The organism is Acidovorax sp. GW823-FHT01C06 (assembly GCF_058798375.1).
This window is the reverse complement of record NZ_JBXAKN010000002.1, coordinates 253,354-268,928: the sequence shown is the minus strand read 5'-3', so window position 1 is coordinate 268,928 and position 15,575 is coordinate 253,354. Positions and strand designations below refer to the sequence as shown.

Genomic DNA, 15,575 nt, shown 5'->3' with positions numbered 1-15,575 from the left:
AGTCAGGGGCTTTGCATATCCGCGGCTTGGTGGTGCGCGGGGGCTTGCGAGCAGGTTTGCAGGTGGTTGTGCGCCATGGCCGCTGTCTCGGCAAACCAGCCCAGCAGGTGTTGCAGCCAGATTCGCAGTTCAGCCTCAAAGCGGGGCGTGAGCGCGACCAGGCCCCGGGGGGCATCCTGGGTGAGGTGGCCCTGCGCCGTTGCCTCGTTGACCAGGTTGCGCACATGCGAGTGCGAAAAGCCCAGGCGCTGCGCAAGCTCGCTGGCGCGCAGGGCAAACGGCGTGGGCCCTTGATCGCCGGGGCGGTGCACCCGGCAGTGTTCGCGCAGCAGCAGCATGGCAATGCGCCCGCCGCCTTCGCGCTGGTCAAACCAGTCCCAGCCGCCGAAGCGGCCCCGGGTTTCGGCCAGGCGATCCAGGATGTGGTCGGCCCCGGCCAGAAAGGCGGCAAAGTAGTCCGCGTCGCTGTCCAGCCGCTGCGCATGGCCCGCGGGCAGGGCGCCCAGGGCCTCGGCGCAGTGCAGGTGGTGCCGCACCCAGGTGCGCAGGCCGTCCAGCAGCCGGGGGGTGGGCGCGAGGTAGCGGAGCCGGCGGTCGGCGGGATCGGTGTCCACCGCCACCATGCCCGCCAGCCGCAGCACGGCGAAGAACGTGGCCAGCGTGCGGGCGCCCCCCGGCATGCGTTGCTGCAGGAGCGTCAGCGTGGGGCGTGGCGCGCCCCGCAGCTGCCATTGGTAGTGCTGCACCACCAGCCGGCCCGCCGCGTGCGACTGCAGCGCCCGGCCGAAGATCTTGTTGATGAGCCGTTCGTTCCAGTGCAGGCGCAGGATGCCGTCGCAGTAGGCCTCCACGGCCTGGGTGTAGGTGTCCGGAGCCTGGGAGTCGAGCGCTTCGAAGGATTCTTGCAGGTCCATGGCGCGTGTTGCGGTGCAGGGTTGCTGTTTCAGTCCGGCGTGAACAGGCGCTCGAACTTGGCCTGGTCTGCGGCCAGCTCGAAGGTCACCACCTGGCCCATTTTCATGTCCGACAGGCGGCAGGCCCCAAACAGGGTGGTTTTGCCTGCCAGCTCCATCACCTCCAGGTCGATGATGGCGTAGGGGTGGGGCACGAAGACCTGGTGCTTGAACACATCGCGGACCGTGTTGCGCGGGGACGGGTAGAGCTTGTAGAGATCGGTCTCGATCGTTTGTGTGGCCATGGGCTTAAGGTGCGAGGGTGGCTGCAGTACGGGTACAGTGCGGGCGAATCGTACAGACAAACCTTTTTACCAATCTATGGCACGCAACAAAAGTGAATGGCCCTCCAAGGTGCTGGCGCTGGTCCGCGGCGGCAACCTGCCCGCCGCCATCGCGCAGATCAAGGTGGCACCTACCGTCGGCGACGTCACCCGGCTGCAGACCCTGCTGGCCCAACTGCCCCCTTCGCCCGCGCTGGCGCAGCTGAACAAGGTGGTGGAAGAAGAGCGTGCCTTGCTGGCCGCGCCACGGCTGCACCGTTCGCCGTAAGCGGCCACGCCGCGCCATTCCGCCTTGCCGCCATTCGCACTGTAGAGAGCTTCTGCCATGACCTTGCCCCGCGTTTCCATCCAGACCGAGGACTTTGACCTGTCCACCGAAATCGCCGCCCTGCGCCGCGAGAACAAGGGCGTGGGCGCGGTGTGCAGCTTTGTGGGCACGGTGCGCGACCGCAACGAAGGCGACCAGGTGTCCTCCATGGAGCTGGAACACTACCCCGGCATGACCGAAAAATCCATCGAGGCCATGGTGGACGAGGCGTTCCGGCGTTTCGACATCTTTGGCGCCCGCGTGATCCACCGCGTGGGGCTGCTGCAACCGCTGGACCAGATCGTGCTGGTGGCCGTGACCAGCGCCCACCGGGGCCAGAGCTTTCAGGCCTGCGAGTTCCTCATGGACTACCTCAAGACCCAGGCCCCGTTCTGGAAGAAGGAAGAAACCGCCCAGGGCGCGCGCTGGGTGGACGCGCGGGTGAGCGACGACGCTGCGCTGGCGCGCTGGGGCATCGTGGCCACCAACGCCTGAACGCACCCGCCGGCCGGCCGGAATGCCCCTGCTGCCGGCGCTGCAGCCGCGCGCCAGGCCGGCGGTTTCGCAGATCGATGCAATCTTTGGACTTGTGCGGCGCTGGTCCCCTTTTGAGAATCGCCTGCTGTCCCGCTGGCACCTTTCTTCTGCCCGGCGAGGGCTGACAGGGAGGAATGTGTCATGGAACTTCAAGCGCGGGCATTTTCACGCGCGTGCCGATGGTGCCTGGCGGCCGTGGGGCTCATGCTGGCGCTTTCGGGTCCGGCCCGGGCCGACGTGGCCTTTGTCGCCGCCAGCAGCCTTTCCCTGGGGGGGCTGCTCGGCGAGACGGCGCGCGGCGACTTCAATGAAGACGGCCAGCCGGACCTTGCCGTGGTGGACCGGCAAGACAACACCGTCAGGATCCTGCTCAATACCGGCGGCGCTGCGGGCTTTTCGGCCGCGGGTTCGTTCGGCGTGGGCGCGGCCCCTTACGGCCTGGTGGCGGCCGACTTCAATGGGGATGGGCATCTGGACATCGCGGTGGCCAGCTTCAACGAAGGCACCGTCACGGTCCGCCTGGGCGACGGCCATGGCGGGCTGTCTGCAGCAACCGCCTTCGGCGCCGGCCCCAATCCTTATGGCCTGGCGGTGGCGGACTTCGATGGCGACGGGCGGCTGGACGTGGCCGTTGCGGTCTTCTCGGGCGCGGCCAAGGGGGTTTCGGTGCTGTGGGGCGACGGGACAGGCCGGCTGGATGGGCGTCCCCGCACGGAGATCGGCATGGGTGTGTCGACGACACGCATCGTCTCGGGCGACTGGAATGAAGACGGGCATGCCGACATCGTGGTGGGCTCGGGCGATGGCGTCTTCTGGCTGCGGGGAGACGGCGCGGGCGGCTTCGCGGCGGCCCAGCGCCTGACGGGCGATGAGTACGTGCCTTTCGTGGCCGTCGGCGATGCCAACGGAGACGGCCACCTGGACATCCTGGCGCTGGTGCAGAACACCTCGGCCAGCCCGATCCTCCTGACCGGGGACGGCACGGGAAACTTTTCACGCCGCGGGGTGGGCTCCCCCGGATGGTTCTCGAGCGCTGCCATCGTGGATGCCACGGGCGATGGACGGGCGGACCTGGTGCTCGCGCGCTCCAGCGGCACCATTGTGGTGTGGCCCGGCCTCGCCGGTGGCGGGTTCGGCTTCAACGCAGGGGGCCAGGAGTACTCGGTGGGTGATGACGAAAGCACCCTGGCGGTGGCCGATTTCAACGGCGACGGCCACCCGGACATTGCCGTGGCCAACGGGTGGGGCGGGCGAATGGTCCGGTTGCTGGGAGACGGCGCGGGCCGCTTTGCCGCCGCACGCAGCTACGGCATCCCCGAGCGGGACGCGCGCGCGGTGGCGGTGGCCGACTTCAACGAGGACGGGCGGATCGACCTGGCCGTCGCCTACGCGGATGAATCCAGTGTCTGGATCCTGCGGGGCGATGGCCAGGGCGGCTTCGTGTTGTCCACGCGGCTCGATACCGGGGCGCAGGTGCGCGCGCTGGCCGCTGGCGACCTCGACGGGGATGGCCACGCGGACCTGGCGGTGGTCAGCGAAACCGACCGGAGCGTCATGGTCTATCTGGGCCGGGGGGCGGGCGACTTCTCCCTGGCGGGCCAGGGTTTCTTTACCGGGCTGTCGCCCAGGTCGATCGTCACCGGGACATTTCGCGGGCCGGGCTACCCTGCCCATGCTGCCGTGTGGGCGCTGGAGACGACCAGCTCGCTCGAAGCCATCCGATGGGTGGGCGTCACGCCCCAAGGCGCCGTCGACATGCTGGACATGACGGTGTGGCAGGGCGTGCGGGGCTTCGCGCCGGTCGATGTCAACCAGGATGGGCGCACCGACCTGGTGGCCGCGACCTCGGCGGGCACCGTGGGCACTTCGCTGTCCGCCGCTTCGCAGCCGCTGGAGCCGGTCTACCTGCCAGTCTCGGCCGGCCCGCTCGGCGCGGTCGCGGGGTGGGGCGTCGCGGGGCGGGCGGGGGTGTTCACGGCCGCCGGCACGCAGATCGCGTCTCTGGCCGCGGCGCCCGGGCAGGCGATGGGCGTGGTGGGACAGTACGGCGCAGGGCTCGCGGCCAAGGCGCTCGCGGCCGCGGATTTCGATGGCGACGGGCTGCCCGACGTGGTGGGCGCCGACGCGTCGGGTGGGATCGCCATCCTGCGCGGGCAGGCCGGGGTGGGCGCTCTGGGCCTGCCTGTCGCGCGGTTCGCCGGAGGCACGGCCGAGCAGATGGCGGTGGCCGATTTCAATGGCGACGGCAGGCCGGACGTCGCCATTGCCAACGGTATCGCGGGCATCACGGTGCTGATGAATGCCTCCCCGTCGGCCGATGCCGCATTGGCCTCCCTGGCGCTGTCGCAGGGTGTCCTCAGCCCCGCGTTCCAGCCGCAGGTAGTGGCGTATGCGGCTGGCGTGCCGCATGCGGTGACCGCGCTTTCCCTGACGCCCGTCGCCGCCGATGCCGGGGCCTCCATCACCGTGAACGGCACGCCCGTGGCCAGCGGCTCCGCGACGCCGCCCCTGGCCCTGGTGCCGGGTACCAATGTGATCCAGGTGGAGGTGCTCGCGCAGAACGGCGTGGCCCGCCGGACGTACACCATCACCGTGGTCCGCGACCAGACGGTCCGGCACGCGGTCACGGCCCTGGCGGGCTCGGGTGGCAGCATCGGCCCGGCCGGCACGGTCGACGTGGCGCAGGGACAGACGCAGGCCTTCACCGTCACGCCCGGCGCGGGTTACCGCATCGCGTCCGTGGCGGGCTGTGGCGGCAGCCTGGCCGGTAGCACCTACACCACGGCAGCGGTGACGGCCGCCTGCACCGTGCAGGCGCGTTTTGAAACCCTGCCCACACCCACGAACACCGGATCGGGGCCCGTCAACGTGGGCGTGGTGGATGGCAGCACGGGCTGCCAGCTGGACCTGGCGGGCACCGGCCCGGTGGCGGCGCCGGCGCCGTACCCCGGCGCCACCTTGCCGCACGGGGCGTTCCGCCTGCGGCTCATCCATTGCCAGCCGGGTGAGACGGTGCGTGTGGCGGTGACCTTTCCAGACCTCACGGGCTTCACCGTGAAGAAGTACGGGCCCACACCCGACAGCCCTTCCTCCAGCCGATACTACGACCCCGTGAACCTGCAGATCAGCGGCAACACCGTGACCTACGATGTGACGGACGGTGGCTGGGGGGACGACAGCTTTGGCGCGCAGGATGGCACCATCAACGACCCTGTCGTCCCCGTGCTGCTGGCGCCTGGCCCGGTGGCGATCCCCACGCTGTCGGCCGGGGGCCTGGGTGGGCTGGCTGCCCTTCTGGGGTTGCTGGCCTTGCGGGGCGGCCGGCGCACGGCCCTGCGGGCCCACTGGGCCGGTACCTGGTCCGGAGTTTCGAGAGAAATCAGCCGCTAGCGCTTGATGGTAAAGCGCTGGCAGCTATAAAAATGGTAGCTAATGGGGAAGCCATCGGCTGGATGATTCGCTGACGCAGGTCAATCGGTGGGCGGGGGCAGTGTCTTGAAATCAGGCACACCCCGCCTCAAGTGCTCTGCAATTCGGAGGACATCCACCATGCGTCTCGACAAATTCACCACCAAGTTCCAGGAAGCCCTGAGCGATGCCCAGAGCATCGCCCTGGGCAATGACCACGCCTACATCGAGCCCGTGCACATGCTCGTGGCCATGCTCAAGCAGGACGACGGCCCCAAGGCGCTGCTGCAGCGTGCGGGCGCCAATGTGCCCGGCCTGCTGGCTGCGGCCGAGGCCGCCGTCAAGCGCCTGCCCCAGGTGCAGGGCAACGAGCAGGTGCAGGGCGGCCCGGAGCTCGGCCGCGTGCTGCAGGCCACCGAGAAGGAGGCCATCAAGCGCGGCGACCAGTTCATCGCCAGCGAGCTGTTCCTGCTGGCCGTGATCGACAGCAAGGGCGAGGCCGCCAAGATCGCCAAGGACAACGGCCTGACGCGCAAGAGCCTGGAAGCCGCCATCGATGCCGTGCGCGGCGGCCAGAAGATGGACAGTGCCGAGGCCGAGGGCCAGCGCGGCGCCCTGGCCAAGTACTGCATCGACCTGACCGAGCGCGCGCGCATCGGCAAGCTCGACCCCGTGATCGGCCGCGACGACGAGATCCGCCGCGCCATCCAGGTGCTGCAGCGCCGCACCAAGAACAACCCGGTGCTCATCGGCGAGCCCGGCGTGGGCAAGACGGCCATCGTCGAAGGCCTGGCCCAGCGCATCGTGGCCGGCGAGGTACCCGAGTCGCTCAAGAACAAGCGCGTGCTGTCGCTGGACATGGCGGCGCTGCTCGCGGGCGCCAAGTTCCGCGGCGAGTTCGAGGAGCGCCTGAAGACCGTGCTGAACGAATTGGCCAAGGACGAGGGGCAAACAATAGTCTTCATCGACGAGCTGCACACCATGGTGGGCGCGGGCAAGGCCGAGGGCGCGATGGATGCGGGCAACATGCTCAAGCCAGCGCTTGCGCGCGGCGAGCTGCACTGCGTGGGCGCGACCACGCTCGACGAGTACCGCAAGTACATCGAGAAGGACGCCGCGCTGGAGCGGCGCTTCCAGAAGATCCTCGTGGGCGAACCCACCGTGGAGGCGACCATCGCCATCCTGCGCGGCCTGCAGGAAAAGTACGAGGTGCACCACGGCGTGGACATCACCGACCCGGCCATCGTGGCCGCGGCCGAGCTGTCCAACCGCTACATCACCGACCGCTTCCTGCCCGACAAGGCGATTGACCTCATCGACGAGGCCGCGTCCAAGATCAAGATCGAGATGGACTCCAAGCCCGAGGTGATGGACAAGCTCGACCGCCGCCTGATCCAGCTGCAGATCGAGCGCGAAGCGGTGCGCCGCGAGAAGGATGAGTCCTCGCAAAAGCGCTTTGCGCTCATCGAGGAAGAGATCGCCAAGCTGCAAAAGGAAATCGCCGACTACGACGAGATCTGGCAGTCCGAAAAAGCCCAGGCGCAGGGCAGCGCGCACGTGCGCGAGGCCATCGACAAGCTCAAGTTCCAGATCGAGGAATTCACCCGCAAGGGCGACTTCAACAAGGTGGCCGAGCTGCAGTACGGCAAGCTGCCCGACCTGGAAAAGCAGCTGAAGGAAGCGCAGGCGCAGGAGGATGGCAAGGACGGCGCCCCCGCCACCCGCCGCCTGCTGCGCACACAGGTGGGTGCCGAAGAAATTGCCGAGGTGGTGAGCCGCGCCACGGGCATTCCGGTGGCCAAGATGATGCAGGGCGAAAAGGACAAGCTCCTGCTGATGGAGGCCAAGCTGCATGAACGCGTGGTGGGCCAGGAGGAGGCGATCGCCGCCGTGGCCAACGCCATCCGCCGTTCGCGCTCGGGCCTGAGTGACCCCAACCGCCCCACGGGCTCGTTCCTGTTCCTGGGCCCCACGGGCGTGGGCAAGACCGAGCTGTGCAAGGCGCTGGCGGGCTTTCTGTTCGACAGCGAGGACCACCTGGTGCGCATCGACATGAGCGAGTTCATGGAAAAGCACTCGGTGGCCCGCCTGATCGGCGCGCCGCCCGGCTACGTGGGCTACGAGGAGGGTGGCTACCTCACGGAGGCCGTGCGCCGCAAGCCCTACAGCGTGCTGCTGCTCGACGAGGTGGAGAAGGCCCACCCGGATGTGTTCAACGTGCTGCTGCAGGTGCTGGACGACGGCCGCCTGACCGACGGCCAGGGACGTACCGTGGACTTCAAGAACACGGTGATCGTGATGACGAGCAACATCGGCTCGCACCTGATCCAGGCCATGGTCGGACAGGACTCCGAGGACATCAAGGAAGCGGTGTGGGGCGAGCTCAAGAACCACTTCCGGCCCGAGTTCCTCAACCGCATCGACGAGACCGTGGTGTTCCACGCGCTGGACGCGCAGCACATCGCCTCGATCGCCAGGATCCAGCTGCAGCTGCTGCAATCCCGGCTGGCCAAGATGGATTTGGAATTGCAGGTGTCGGATGCGGCCTTGGCAGAATTGGCCAAGGTGGGGTTCGACCCGGTGTTCGGCGCGCGGCCGCTCAAGCGGGCGATCCAGCAGCGCATCGAGAACCCGCTGTCCAAGTTGTTGCTGGAAGGGCGTTTCCCGCCCAAGAGCGTGATTCCGGTCACCGTGAACCCCGTGCTGGAGCCGGGTGTGTTCCAGTTCGGCGTGGCCCCGCAGGAGTGATGTGGGCCGGGAAAGGGATTGCGGCGCTGGCCAGGGCTGCAATCCCGACCCCAAGTTGTGAAGGAGAGGTGTCGTTTGAATGAATTTGTTGCGGGCGTTGTGCGCCTGTTGCTGCGGGTGGTGGTCATCGCCATGGGCCTGGTGCTGTTCGCCAGCCTGCTGGTCGCCGTGATGGTGCTCGCGCTGGTGTGGGCGCTGCGCGCAGGCTGGGCGCGCCTCACCGGCCAGCCGGTGACCCCCTGGGTGATGCGCATGGACCCCCGCACGGGTTTCAGCACCGTGTTCCGCTCCACCGAGCGCTGGTCGTCCGGCCGCCGTGGCCCGGCGCCCGCGCCCGACGATGCCGGCGGCGAGGCCGCGGCCGCGTCGCGCCGTGGCGGCATCCTGCCCGGCGCCGCCGAGGTGACCGACGTCGAAGCGCGGGACGTGCGCTGACCCGGCGCCGCACCCTGCCTTCTTGCACTGCGCGGCGCCCCCGCCTGCGCGGCCCGTCCGCGCCCTGCCTCCCCGGTTTTTTCGTGGCGCGCCTGTCGGGGCGTCTTCTATGATCCGACCATGACACCTGCCGATATCCACGCCCACTTCGATCTTCAACGCCAGGCCAGCCGCGAGCATGTCGATGTGCCGCTGCTGGTGCGCCGCGAGCGGCTGCTGCGCCTGTCCAAGATGCTCGACGAGCACGGCCCGGTGCTGGCGGCTGCGGTGCAGGCCGATTTCGGCATGCGGTCCCCGCGCCTGACCGAGGTGGCCGATTTCTTCGTGCTGCGCACCCTGCTGTCGCACACGCTGCGCCATCTGGCGAAATGGATGAAGCCCCGGAAAGTGCGCACGCCGCTGTACCTGCAGCCCGCCCGTGCCTGGATCCAGCGCCAGCCCCTGGGGGTGGTCGGTGTGATCGCGCCGTGGAACTACCCCGTCCAGCTGGCCCTGGCGCCCGCCATCACCGCGCTGGCGGCGGGCAACCGCGTGATGCTCAAGCCCAGCGAGCTCACGCCGCACACCTCGGCGCAGCTGGCGCTGCTGGTGGCGCAGTTCTTTTCGCCCGACGAGTTCTGCGTGGTGCAGGGCGATGCGAACCTGTCGGCGCTGTTCGCGTCGCTGCCGTTCGACCACCTGGTGTTCACCGGCTCCACCGCCGTGGGCCGCAAGGTGGCCCAGGCGGCGGCGCAGCACCTCACGCCCACCACGCTGGAGCTGGGCGGCAAATCGCCGTGCATCATCGACGGCCATTGCGACATGCAGGACGCGGCGCTCAAGATCGCGCACGGCAAGCTGCTCAACGCCGGCCAGACCTGCATTGCCCCCGACTATGTGCTGCTCCCCCGGGGCCGCGAGGGGGAGTTCGCGCAGGCCTACCGGGCCGCCGTGGGCCGACTGTTTCCCACCATCGAGGGCAATGCGGACTACGCCTCCATCATCACGGCGCGCCACCATGCCCGCCTGCGCACCATGCTGCAGCAGGCGCAGACCCAGGGCGCCGAGGTGCAGACCATCGAGCCGGCCGAGGGCAAGCCTGTCGTCCACACCGTGGGCACGCTGGGCGATGGCGCCAGCCGCCAGATGCTGCCCACGCTGGTGTTCGGGGCCACGTCCCAGATGCAGCTCATGCAGGAGGAGATCTTCGGCCCCATCCTGCCCGTGATTTCCTATGAACGGCTCGACGACGCCATTGCCCACATCAATGCCGGGCCGCGCCCGCTGGCGCTGTACTGGTTCGGCCAGAGCGAAGCGGTGCGCGACGACGTGCTGCGCCGCACCGTGAGCGGCGGCGTGACGGTGAACGACACGCTGATGCACATTGCCCACGACAACCTGCCGTTTGGCGGCGTGGGCGACAGCGGCTGGGGCGCCTACCATGGCGAGCAGGGCTTTCTGCGCTTTTGCCACCAGAAATCCGTGCTGGTGCAGTCGCGCTGGGCGATGGGTTCGCTGTTCTATCCGCCGTACGGCGCGAAGTTCGACCAGGTCATGGGGCTGCTGCGGCGCTGGCTGTAGCCTCCGTGCCGCCGTCCGGCGGCAAGGGCTCCATCGTGCTGGCGGTTTGAGGGTGCGTGATGAGTTGGACCATGGCGCTGCGCAGCTGGCCCGTGGACACGGGCTTGTGCAGCAGCAGCGCTGACGTGGACTGCGCATCGCGCAGGCGCTGGGGCGATGTGTCCCCCGTCATGATGATCGCGGGCACCGGCGTTCCCAGGTAGGCGCGCAGGGCCTGCAGCACCTGTTTGCCGGTTTCTTCGTGGCGCAGGCGGAAGTCCGTGATGATGATGTCCGGCGTGATGTCTTCCAGGCGCTCCAGCGCATCGGCGCTCGATTCCGCGGTGATGCACTGGCAACCCCAGCTTTGCAGCAGCGACTGCATCCCGATGCGCACGGCTTCGTCGTCGTCGATGGCCAGCACCTTCAGGCCCGCAAGGCTTCGGGCATCCGGAGCGGGGGCGGTGTCGTCTTCCAGCGCGCCCTGCCAGCGGTCCAGCCACAGCCGAAACACCGAGCCCCGTCCCGGCTGGGAGAGCACTTCCACGGAGGTGTTCATCTCCCGCGCCAGCCGCTGCACGATGGCCAGGCCCAGCCCCAGGCCCTTGCGCCGGTCGCGCTCGGGGTTCCCGAGCTGGTGGAACTCCTTGAAGATGTGTTCCCACTGGTGCTGCGGGATGCCGGCCCCCGTGTCCCACACCTCCAGTGCCAGGCGCTTGCCGCGTGTGCGGCACGCGATCAGCACGCCACCCCGGGCGGTGTAGCGCAGGGCGTTGGAGATGAAGTTGTGCATGACCAGCCCGACCAGCGAGCGGTCGGCATGGGCCGCGGCCGAGGTCTCCCGCGTGCGGTACACGAGGCCCGCCGTATCCGCCTGCACGCCGAATTCCTGCTCCAGCGCCGTGAGCAGCGGCTGCACAGCAAAGGCTTCGGGCCGCACCTTGACGACACCGGCTTCCAGCCGCGAGTAGTCGAGCAGGGTGGTCAGCATCTCGGCGGCGGCGCCCGAGGCCGCATGGGCGTGCCCCAGCACGGTGAGCTGGTGGTCGTTGAGCGGGCTGCGCTGCAGCGACTCCAGGAACAGGCCCATGGCATGCAGGGGCTGGCGCAGGTCGTGGCTGGCGGCGGCCAGGAAGCGGGACTTGTCGCGGTCGGCCTGCTCGGCGGCCCCCTGCGCGGCCAGGGCGCGCTGCGACTCGGCGCGCAGCTCGTTGACGAGCCGGTCGTTCTCCAGCTTGAGCGCGATGCTGCGCCGGGTGGCCCGGTCGGCGGTGCGCGCCTGCATGCCGGTGAGCGCGTAGTAGACCCCCGTGAGGAACAGCGCGGGCCACATCACGGGCCCGCCGGCCAGGGCGACGGCCATCATCACGCCGCCGATCGCGCAGGTGAGGTAGGTGACATAGGCGCGGTACAGGGGGGCGCCCAGCCCCAGCGCGCCGGACGACACCGTGCTGATGATGCCGATGGCGTAGATCACGCTGTCGGACGTGCCCCAGTAGAGCACCACATACCCCAGGCTGCCCCAGCTCAGGCCCATGGCGGCCATGCAGGCGATCAGCTTGCGCGCCGCCTGCGGCGCCGGGTCGGTGAAGGGCGCGATGCTGCGCAGGGTGAGGTACACCCCGGCCACCACCAGCGTGTGCGACACCAGCCAGACCGTGATGGCCTGCGTGTCGGCCACCCGCGCCATGACCCACAGCGTGCCCAGGGCGGTGGCCAGCGACGCGAGCAGCGTCATCGGGAAGTTTTGCCGCAGCAGGGCCACCTGTTCGCGCAGCACCTCGTCGCGCTCCCACACCGGCCACCCCCAGCGGGTGGGGGGCAGCACGGCATCGGCGGCAGGCGCCCCCCGCAGGGCCTCAGAGTGTGTCATGGAGCTGGGGTGTGGACAGGCCCAGGCGCTGCGCGGCGAGCAAGGCCGCGCTGCGGCTGTTGACGCCCAGCTGCGCGAAGATGGCGGCCACGTGCACGCGCACCGTGTTCTCGCTCAAGCCCAGGTCGCGCGCGATGACCTTGTTGGGCTTGCCGGTGCACAGCAGCGACAGCACGTCGAGCTGGCGCGCGGTCAGCGAGGGCGTGTCGGGGCCGCGCGTGGTGGCGCTGTTGCCGCTGTTGATCGGAAAACACGGCTGGCCCGACAGGGCGCAGGTGATGGCTTCCAGGATGTCTTCGGCGCTGGCGGATTTGGGCAGGAATCCATCGGCGCCGCGCGCGCGCGCTTCGTGGATCGCATCGGGCGCCACGCTGGCCGAGACCAGGACGATGCGGGCCCTGGGGCAGGCCTGGCGCAGCAGGCGCAGGCCGTCCAGGCCGCTCATGCCGGGCAACTGGATATCGAGCAGCACCAGATCCGTGTCCGCCAGCTGCTGCGCGCAGGCATCGGCGATGGAGCCCGCCTCCGCAATCGTGCCGACGCTCGGATGGTCCTGCACGATCAGGCGCAGGCCTGTGCGGAACAGGTTGTGGTCATCCACAAGCAAAAGGCGGGCAGTCATACGGCAAGTATTGCGCACAACACGCTGTTGCGGACTAGTCCATTTGTGCGATGGACGCCCGGTTATGCACTTTCTAGACTTTCCGTCAAGCATTGAAAAGCACCTGGAGTGCGCACCAATGCGCAAACCTCGTCTTCATCCTTCGTTTTTCAAAGGTGCTCCCATGACAGCCAATGCCTTCCTCGATGGTTCAGCTTCCCCCGATGCGTCCCACCGCCGCGATGAGCGACGACCGGCCGCCGCAGGGGGAGGGCATGGCACGGCCTCCTCGGGCCTGGGGGGCAATACGGTGGCGCGGATCGTGGAGGAAAACTGCCCCGGCATGCTGGCATCGGCCGGGGTGGTGATCGAGCACCTGGACGCCCAGGCCGGGACCTGGCAGTTTTCGACGGACGACGGGTGCACATGGCGCGCCATCCGCACCGACCTCGTCAACCGCCCCGGCAACCTGGGCCTGGCGCTGGACCGGGATGCGCGGCTGCGCGTGCTGCCCTTTGGGGGCCACCGCGTGAGCGGGGCGCGCGTGGCATTTCACACCGTGCAGCGCAGCCATGCGCAGGGCAATGGCAGCTACCGGGCCTATGCCAGCGACGAACGCGAGGACGGGTCGCGCACGGTCACGCTGGTGCTGGGTCTTGCGGCCATTAATGGCACGCCCCCGGCGGTGCATGTGCCGCGCCCCCGCAACAAGCGTGCGCTGGTCCAGCGTGCCGCCGCCGCCGCGGCCGGTGCCTCGCTCTCGGGTTCCATGGCGCTGGCCTGACGCGCGCAGGGCCGCCCGCGCCAGCGTGCTGCGGTGCAGCATCAGCGGTGTGCCAGCCCTGGCTGGACGCGGTGGACGCAGGGGGTGGATAGGGCGTGAATGGGGGGCCGGGCGGGGGGCCGTACAAGGGTAAAAACCGTTTGCGGCGACAATGCCGGTCCTTTCGTTTTTTCATTCCCCGTTTTCGTTCGGTTTTTCCATGTCCAGTATCCAGGTTCGTCCCGCCACGCTTCGCGATGCCAAAGCCATTGCCCAGATCCATACCGTCTCAGCCCAAGAGGTCTACAAAGGGCTGGTGCCAGACGAGCAGTTGAAATCCATGTCGGTCGAAAAGCGCCAGGCCTACTGGCGCGAGGCCATCGAATATTGCGAGCCCCAGGTCCAGGTGGCCGTGGACGGCGAGAAGATCGTCGGCTTCGTGGGCTACGACCGCTCGCGCGATGAAAAATCCCGCCCCACCACCGGTGAAATCTGGGCCATCTACGCCGCCCCCACCCACTGGAACCAGGGCGTGGGCCTGGCCTTGTGGGATGCCGCCCGCGACGGCCTGCAGGAAGAAGGCTGCACCAACGTCACGGCGTGGGTGCCCCTGCGCAACGAGCGCGCCATCCGGTTCCACGAGCTGGCGGGCTTCAAGCGCGAACTCTCCACCGCCAAGACGGCCGTGGTGGGGGGCGTCAAGATCGAAGAAGTGCGCCTGAAGCGCCCCATCAACGCGTAGGATGAACAACCACCCCCTGAGCGACTTCGTCGCTTCCTCCTTCTCTCGCGCTTTGCGCGGGAAGGGGGACGCCGCCAGCGCGGCGGGGCGGCCCTTGCGCGGCGGCCTTGGCAGGGGCCGCGCCAGTTTCACGGGCTGCTGTTAACGCCCGAAGCAATAGCAATCTGATGCCCACACTTCTTCCTATGATCGAATGGAGCCGCCAGGGCCAGATTCAACAAGTCCAGTGGCGCTCCGAGAGCGGTGCCCCGGCCCCGCGCCGGGTCGTCACCGCCGACGATACCTTGGCCGCAGACACGGCCTACCGCATGGCCTGTGAAGGCACCGGCCTGTTGTGGCAGGGCGACTTCCAGAACGCCCGCATGCTGCTGCAGGCGCTGATGCGCCGGGCCGATGCCAGGTCCGGCAAGGGGGGCAAGTCGGCCAGACCCCGTAAGTCCGCCGCCAGGGCGGCCGACAAAGCCGCTGCCGCCACCCCGGCCGAGGCCTTTCACCTGCACCGCCAGGCGCAGGCGCAGCGCGCGCGGGTGCTGGCGTCGGTGCTCATCCCGCTCGAAGGCGACTACGGCATCGACCTGCGCCGTGCGCCCGACTGGCGCCAGGCGTGCACCGAGGCCTGGGGCCCGGCCACGGGCGAGCGTTCGGTGGCCACGCTGCGCGAGCTGCTGGGCCTGGTGGGCGCGCACGAGTGGCGCAAGAAAGGCGTGGAAGTGCCCGCCCTGGGTGCGCCGCCGCTCAACCGCATCCACCCGCACTACGGCGTGTTCTCGCCCGTGCGCGGCGAATATGTGGGCCTGGTCGCCGACACGGCGCTGCCCACCAAGACACTGGCCTTTGACATTGGCGTGGGCACCGGGGTGCTGTCTGCGGTGCTGGCGCGCCGTGGCGTGCAGCGCGTGGTGGCCACCGACCAGGACCCGCGCGCCCTGGCCTGCGCGCGCGAGAACCTGCAGCGCCTGGGTGTGCTTGCCCAGGTGGAACTGCTGCAGGTCGACCTGTTCCCCCCGGGGCGCGCGCCGCTGGTGGTGTGCAACCCGCCCTGGGTGCCGGCCCGCGCCAGCTCGCCCATCGAACACGCGGTGTACGACGAAGGCAGCCGCATGCTCAAGGGCTTCCTGGCGGGCCTGCCGGAGCACCTGGAGCCAGGCGGCGAAGGCTGGCTGATCCTGTCGGACCTGGCCGAGCACCTGGGCTTGCGCCCGCGTGAGCAGCTGCTGCAGTGGATTGCCGATGCGGGGCTGGTGGTGCGGGGCCGGCACGATGTGAAGCCGGGCCATGCCAAGGCGGCAGATGCGGGCGATGCGCTGCATGCGGCCCGCGCGGCCGAGGTCACGTCGCTGTGGCGCCTGGCCGCCGCCTGACGGACGGCCCGGCCCGTCTCCACT

At 69.1% G+C, this 15,575-nt stretch carries 13 protein-coding genes; 9 read left to right on the top strand and 4 right to left on the bottom strand.

Annotated features, from left to right (window positions below):
* Positions 1-2: 2 nt before the first annotated feature.
* Both AC1RCS_RS06765 and AC1RCS_RS06760 read right to left on the bottom strand, forming a co-directional pair.
* On the bottom strand, positions 3-914 hold the full coding sequence (locus AC1RCS_RS06765) for a hypothetical protein (RefSeq protein ID WP_369642973.1): 912 nt from the start codon (positions 912-914) through the stop codon (positions 3-5).
* Positions 915-943: 29 nt separating this feature from the next.
* Positions 944-1,198 carry a hypothetical protein gene (locus AC1RCS_RS06760; RefSeq protein ID WP_218295541.1) on the bottom strand — a complete coding sequence of 85 codons (255 nt, stop codon included), beginning with the start codon at positions 1,196-1,198 and terminating at the stop codon, positions 944-946.
* A gap of 76 nt (positions 1,199-1,274) precedes the next feature.
* Here AC1RCS_RS06760 and AC1RCS_RS06755 point away from each other — a divergent pair, with 76 nt between their 5' ends.
* The 6 genes from AC1RCS_RS06755 to AC1RCS_RS06730 all read left to right on the top strand — a co-directional run bounded on the left by AC1RCS_RS06755 (position 1,275) and on the right by AC1RCS_RS06730 (position 10,232).
* Positions 1,275-1,505, top strand: a complete 231-nt coding sequence (locus AC1RCS_RS06755; RefSeq protein WP_218295540.1) for a hypothetical protein — start codon at positions 1,275-1,277, stop codon at positions 1,503-1,505.
* Between the two features lie 57 nt (positions 1,506-1,562).
* Positions 1,563-2,039: a molybdenum cofactor biosynthesis protein MoaE gene (locus AC1RCS_RS06750; RefSeq protein WP_218340141.1), complete on the top strand. Its 477-nt coding sequence runs from the start codon at positions 1,563-1,565 to the stop codon at positions 2,037-2,039.
* 183 nt (positions 2,040-2,222) lie between these two features.
* Positions 2,223-5,471, top strand: a complete 3,249-nt coding sequence (locus tag AC1RCS_RS06745) for an IPTL-CTERM sorting domain-containing protein (protein WP_492244111.1) — start codon at positions 2,223-2,225, stop codon at positions 5,469-5,471.
* A gap of 159 nt (positions 5,472-5,630) precedes the next feature.
* Positions 5,631-8,237, top strand: coding sequence for an ATP-dependent chaperone ClpB (clpB, locus tag AC1RCS_RS06740; protein ID WP_218340143.1), 2,607 nt, complete (start codon positions 5,631-5,633; stop codon positions 8,235-8,237).
* Positions 8,238-8,312: 75 nt separating this feature from the next.
* A complete protein-coding gene (locus tag AC1RCS_RS06735; protein ID WP_218295536.1) occupies positions 8,313-8,672 on the top strand; it encodes a hypothetical protein in 360 nt (119 codons plus the stop codon).
* Between the two features lie 120 nt (positions 8,673-8,792).
* Positions 8,793-10,232 carry a coniferyl aldehyde dehydrogenase gene (locus tag AC1RCS_RS06730; RefSeq protein ID WP_218295535.1) on the top strand — a complete coding sequence of 480 codons (1,440 nt, stop codon included), beginning with the start codon at positions 8,793-8,795 and terminating at the stop codon, positions 10,230-10,232.
* Here AC1RCS_RS06730 and AC1RCS_RS06725 read toward each other — a convergent pair.
* Both AC1RCS_RS06725 and AC1RCS_RS06720 read right to left on the bottom strand, forming a co-directional pair.
* The gene (locus tag AC1RCS_RS06725; RefSeq protein WP_255591106.1) at positions 10,204-12,084 is read right to left on the bottom strand and encodes an ATP-binding response regulator; all 1,881 of its coding nucleotides are present in this window, start codon (positions 12,082-12,084) and stop codon (positions 10,204-10,206) included. The genes AC1RCS_RS06730 and AC1RCS_RS06725 overlap by 29 nt on opposite strands.
* Complete coding sequence (locus tag AC1RCS_RS06720) at positions 12,071-12,706, bottom strand: response regulator (RefSeq protein ID WP_218295534.1); 636 nt, start codon at positions 12,704-12,706, stop codon at positions 12,071-12,073. The genes AC1RCS_RS06725 and AC1RCS_RS06720 overlap by 14 nt, the downstream gene beginning before the upstream one ends.
* 163 nt (positions 12,707-12,869) lie before the next feature.
* Between AC1RCS_RS06720 and AC1RCS_RS06715 the strand changes: the two genes are divergently transcribed.
* The 3 genes from AC1RCS_RS06715 to AC1RCS_RS06705 all read left to right on the top strand — a co-directional run bounded on the left by AC1RCS_RS06715 (position 12,870) and on the right by AC1RCS_RS06705 (position 15,551).
* Positions 12,870-13,469, top strand: coding sequence for a hypothetical protein (locus AC1RCS_RS06715; RefSeq protein ID WP_218340144.1), 600 nt, complete (start codon positions 12,870-12,872; stop codon positions 13,467-13,469).
* 199 nt (positions 13,470-13,668) lie between these two features.
* The gene (locus AC1RCS_RS06710) at positions 13,669-14,190 is read left to right on the top strand and encodes a GNAT family N-acetyltransferase (RefSeq protein ID WP_055393295.1); all 522 of its coding nucleotides are present in this window, start codon (positions 13,669-13,671) and stop codon (positions 14,188-14,190) included.
* A gap of 185 nt (positions 14,191-14,375) precedes the next feature.
* Positions 14,376-15,551, top strand: a complete 1,176-nt coding sequence (locus AC1RCS_RS06705; protein ID WP_218340145.1) for a methyltransferase — start codon at positions 14,376-14,378, stop codon at positions 15,549-15,551.
* The last annotated feature ends 24 nt before the right edge of the window (positions 15,552-15,575 follow it).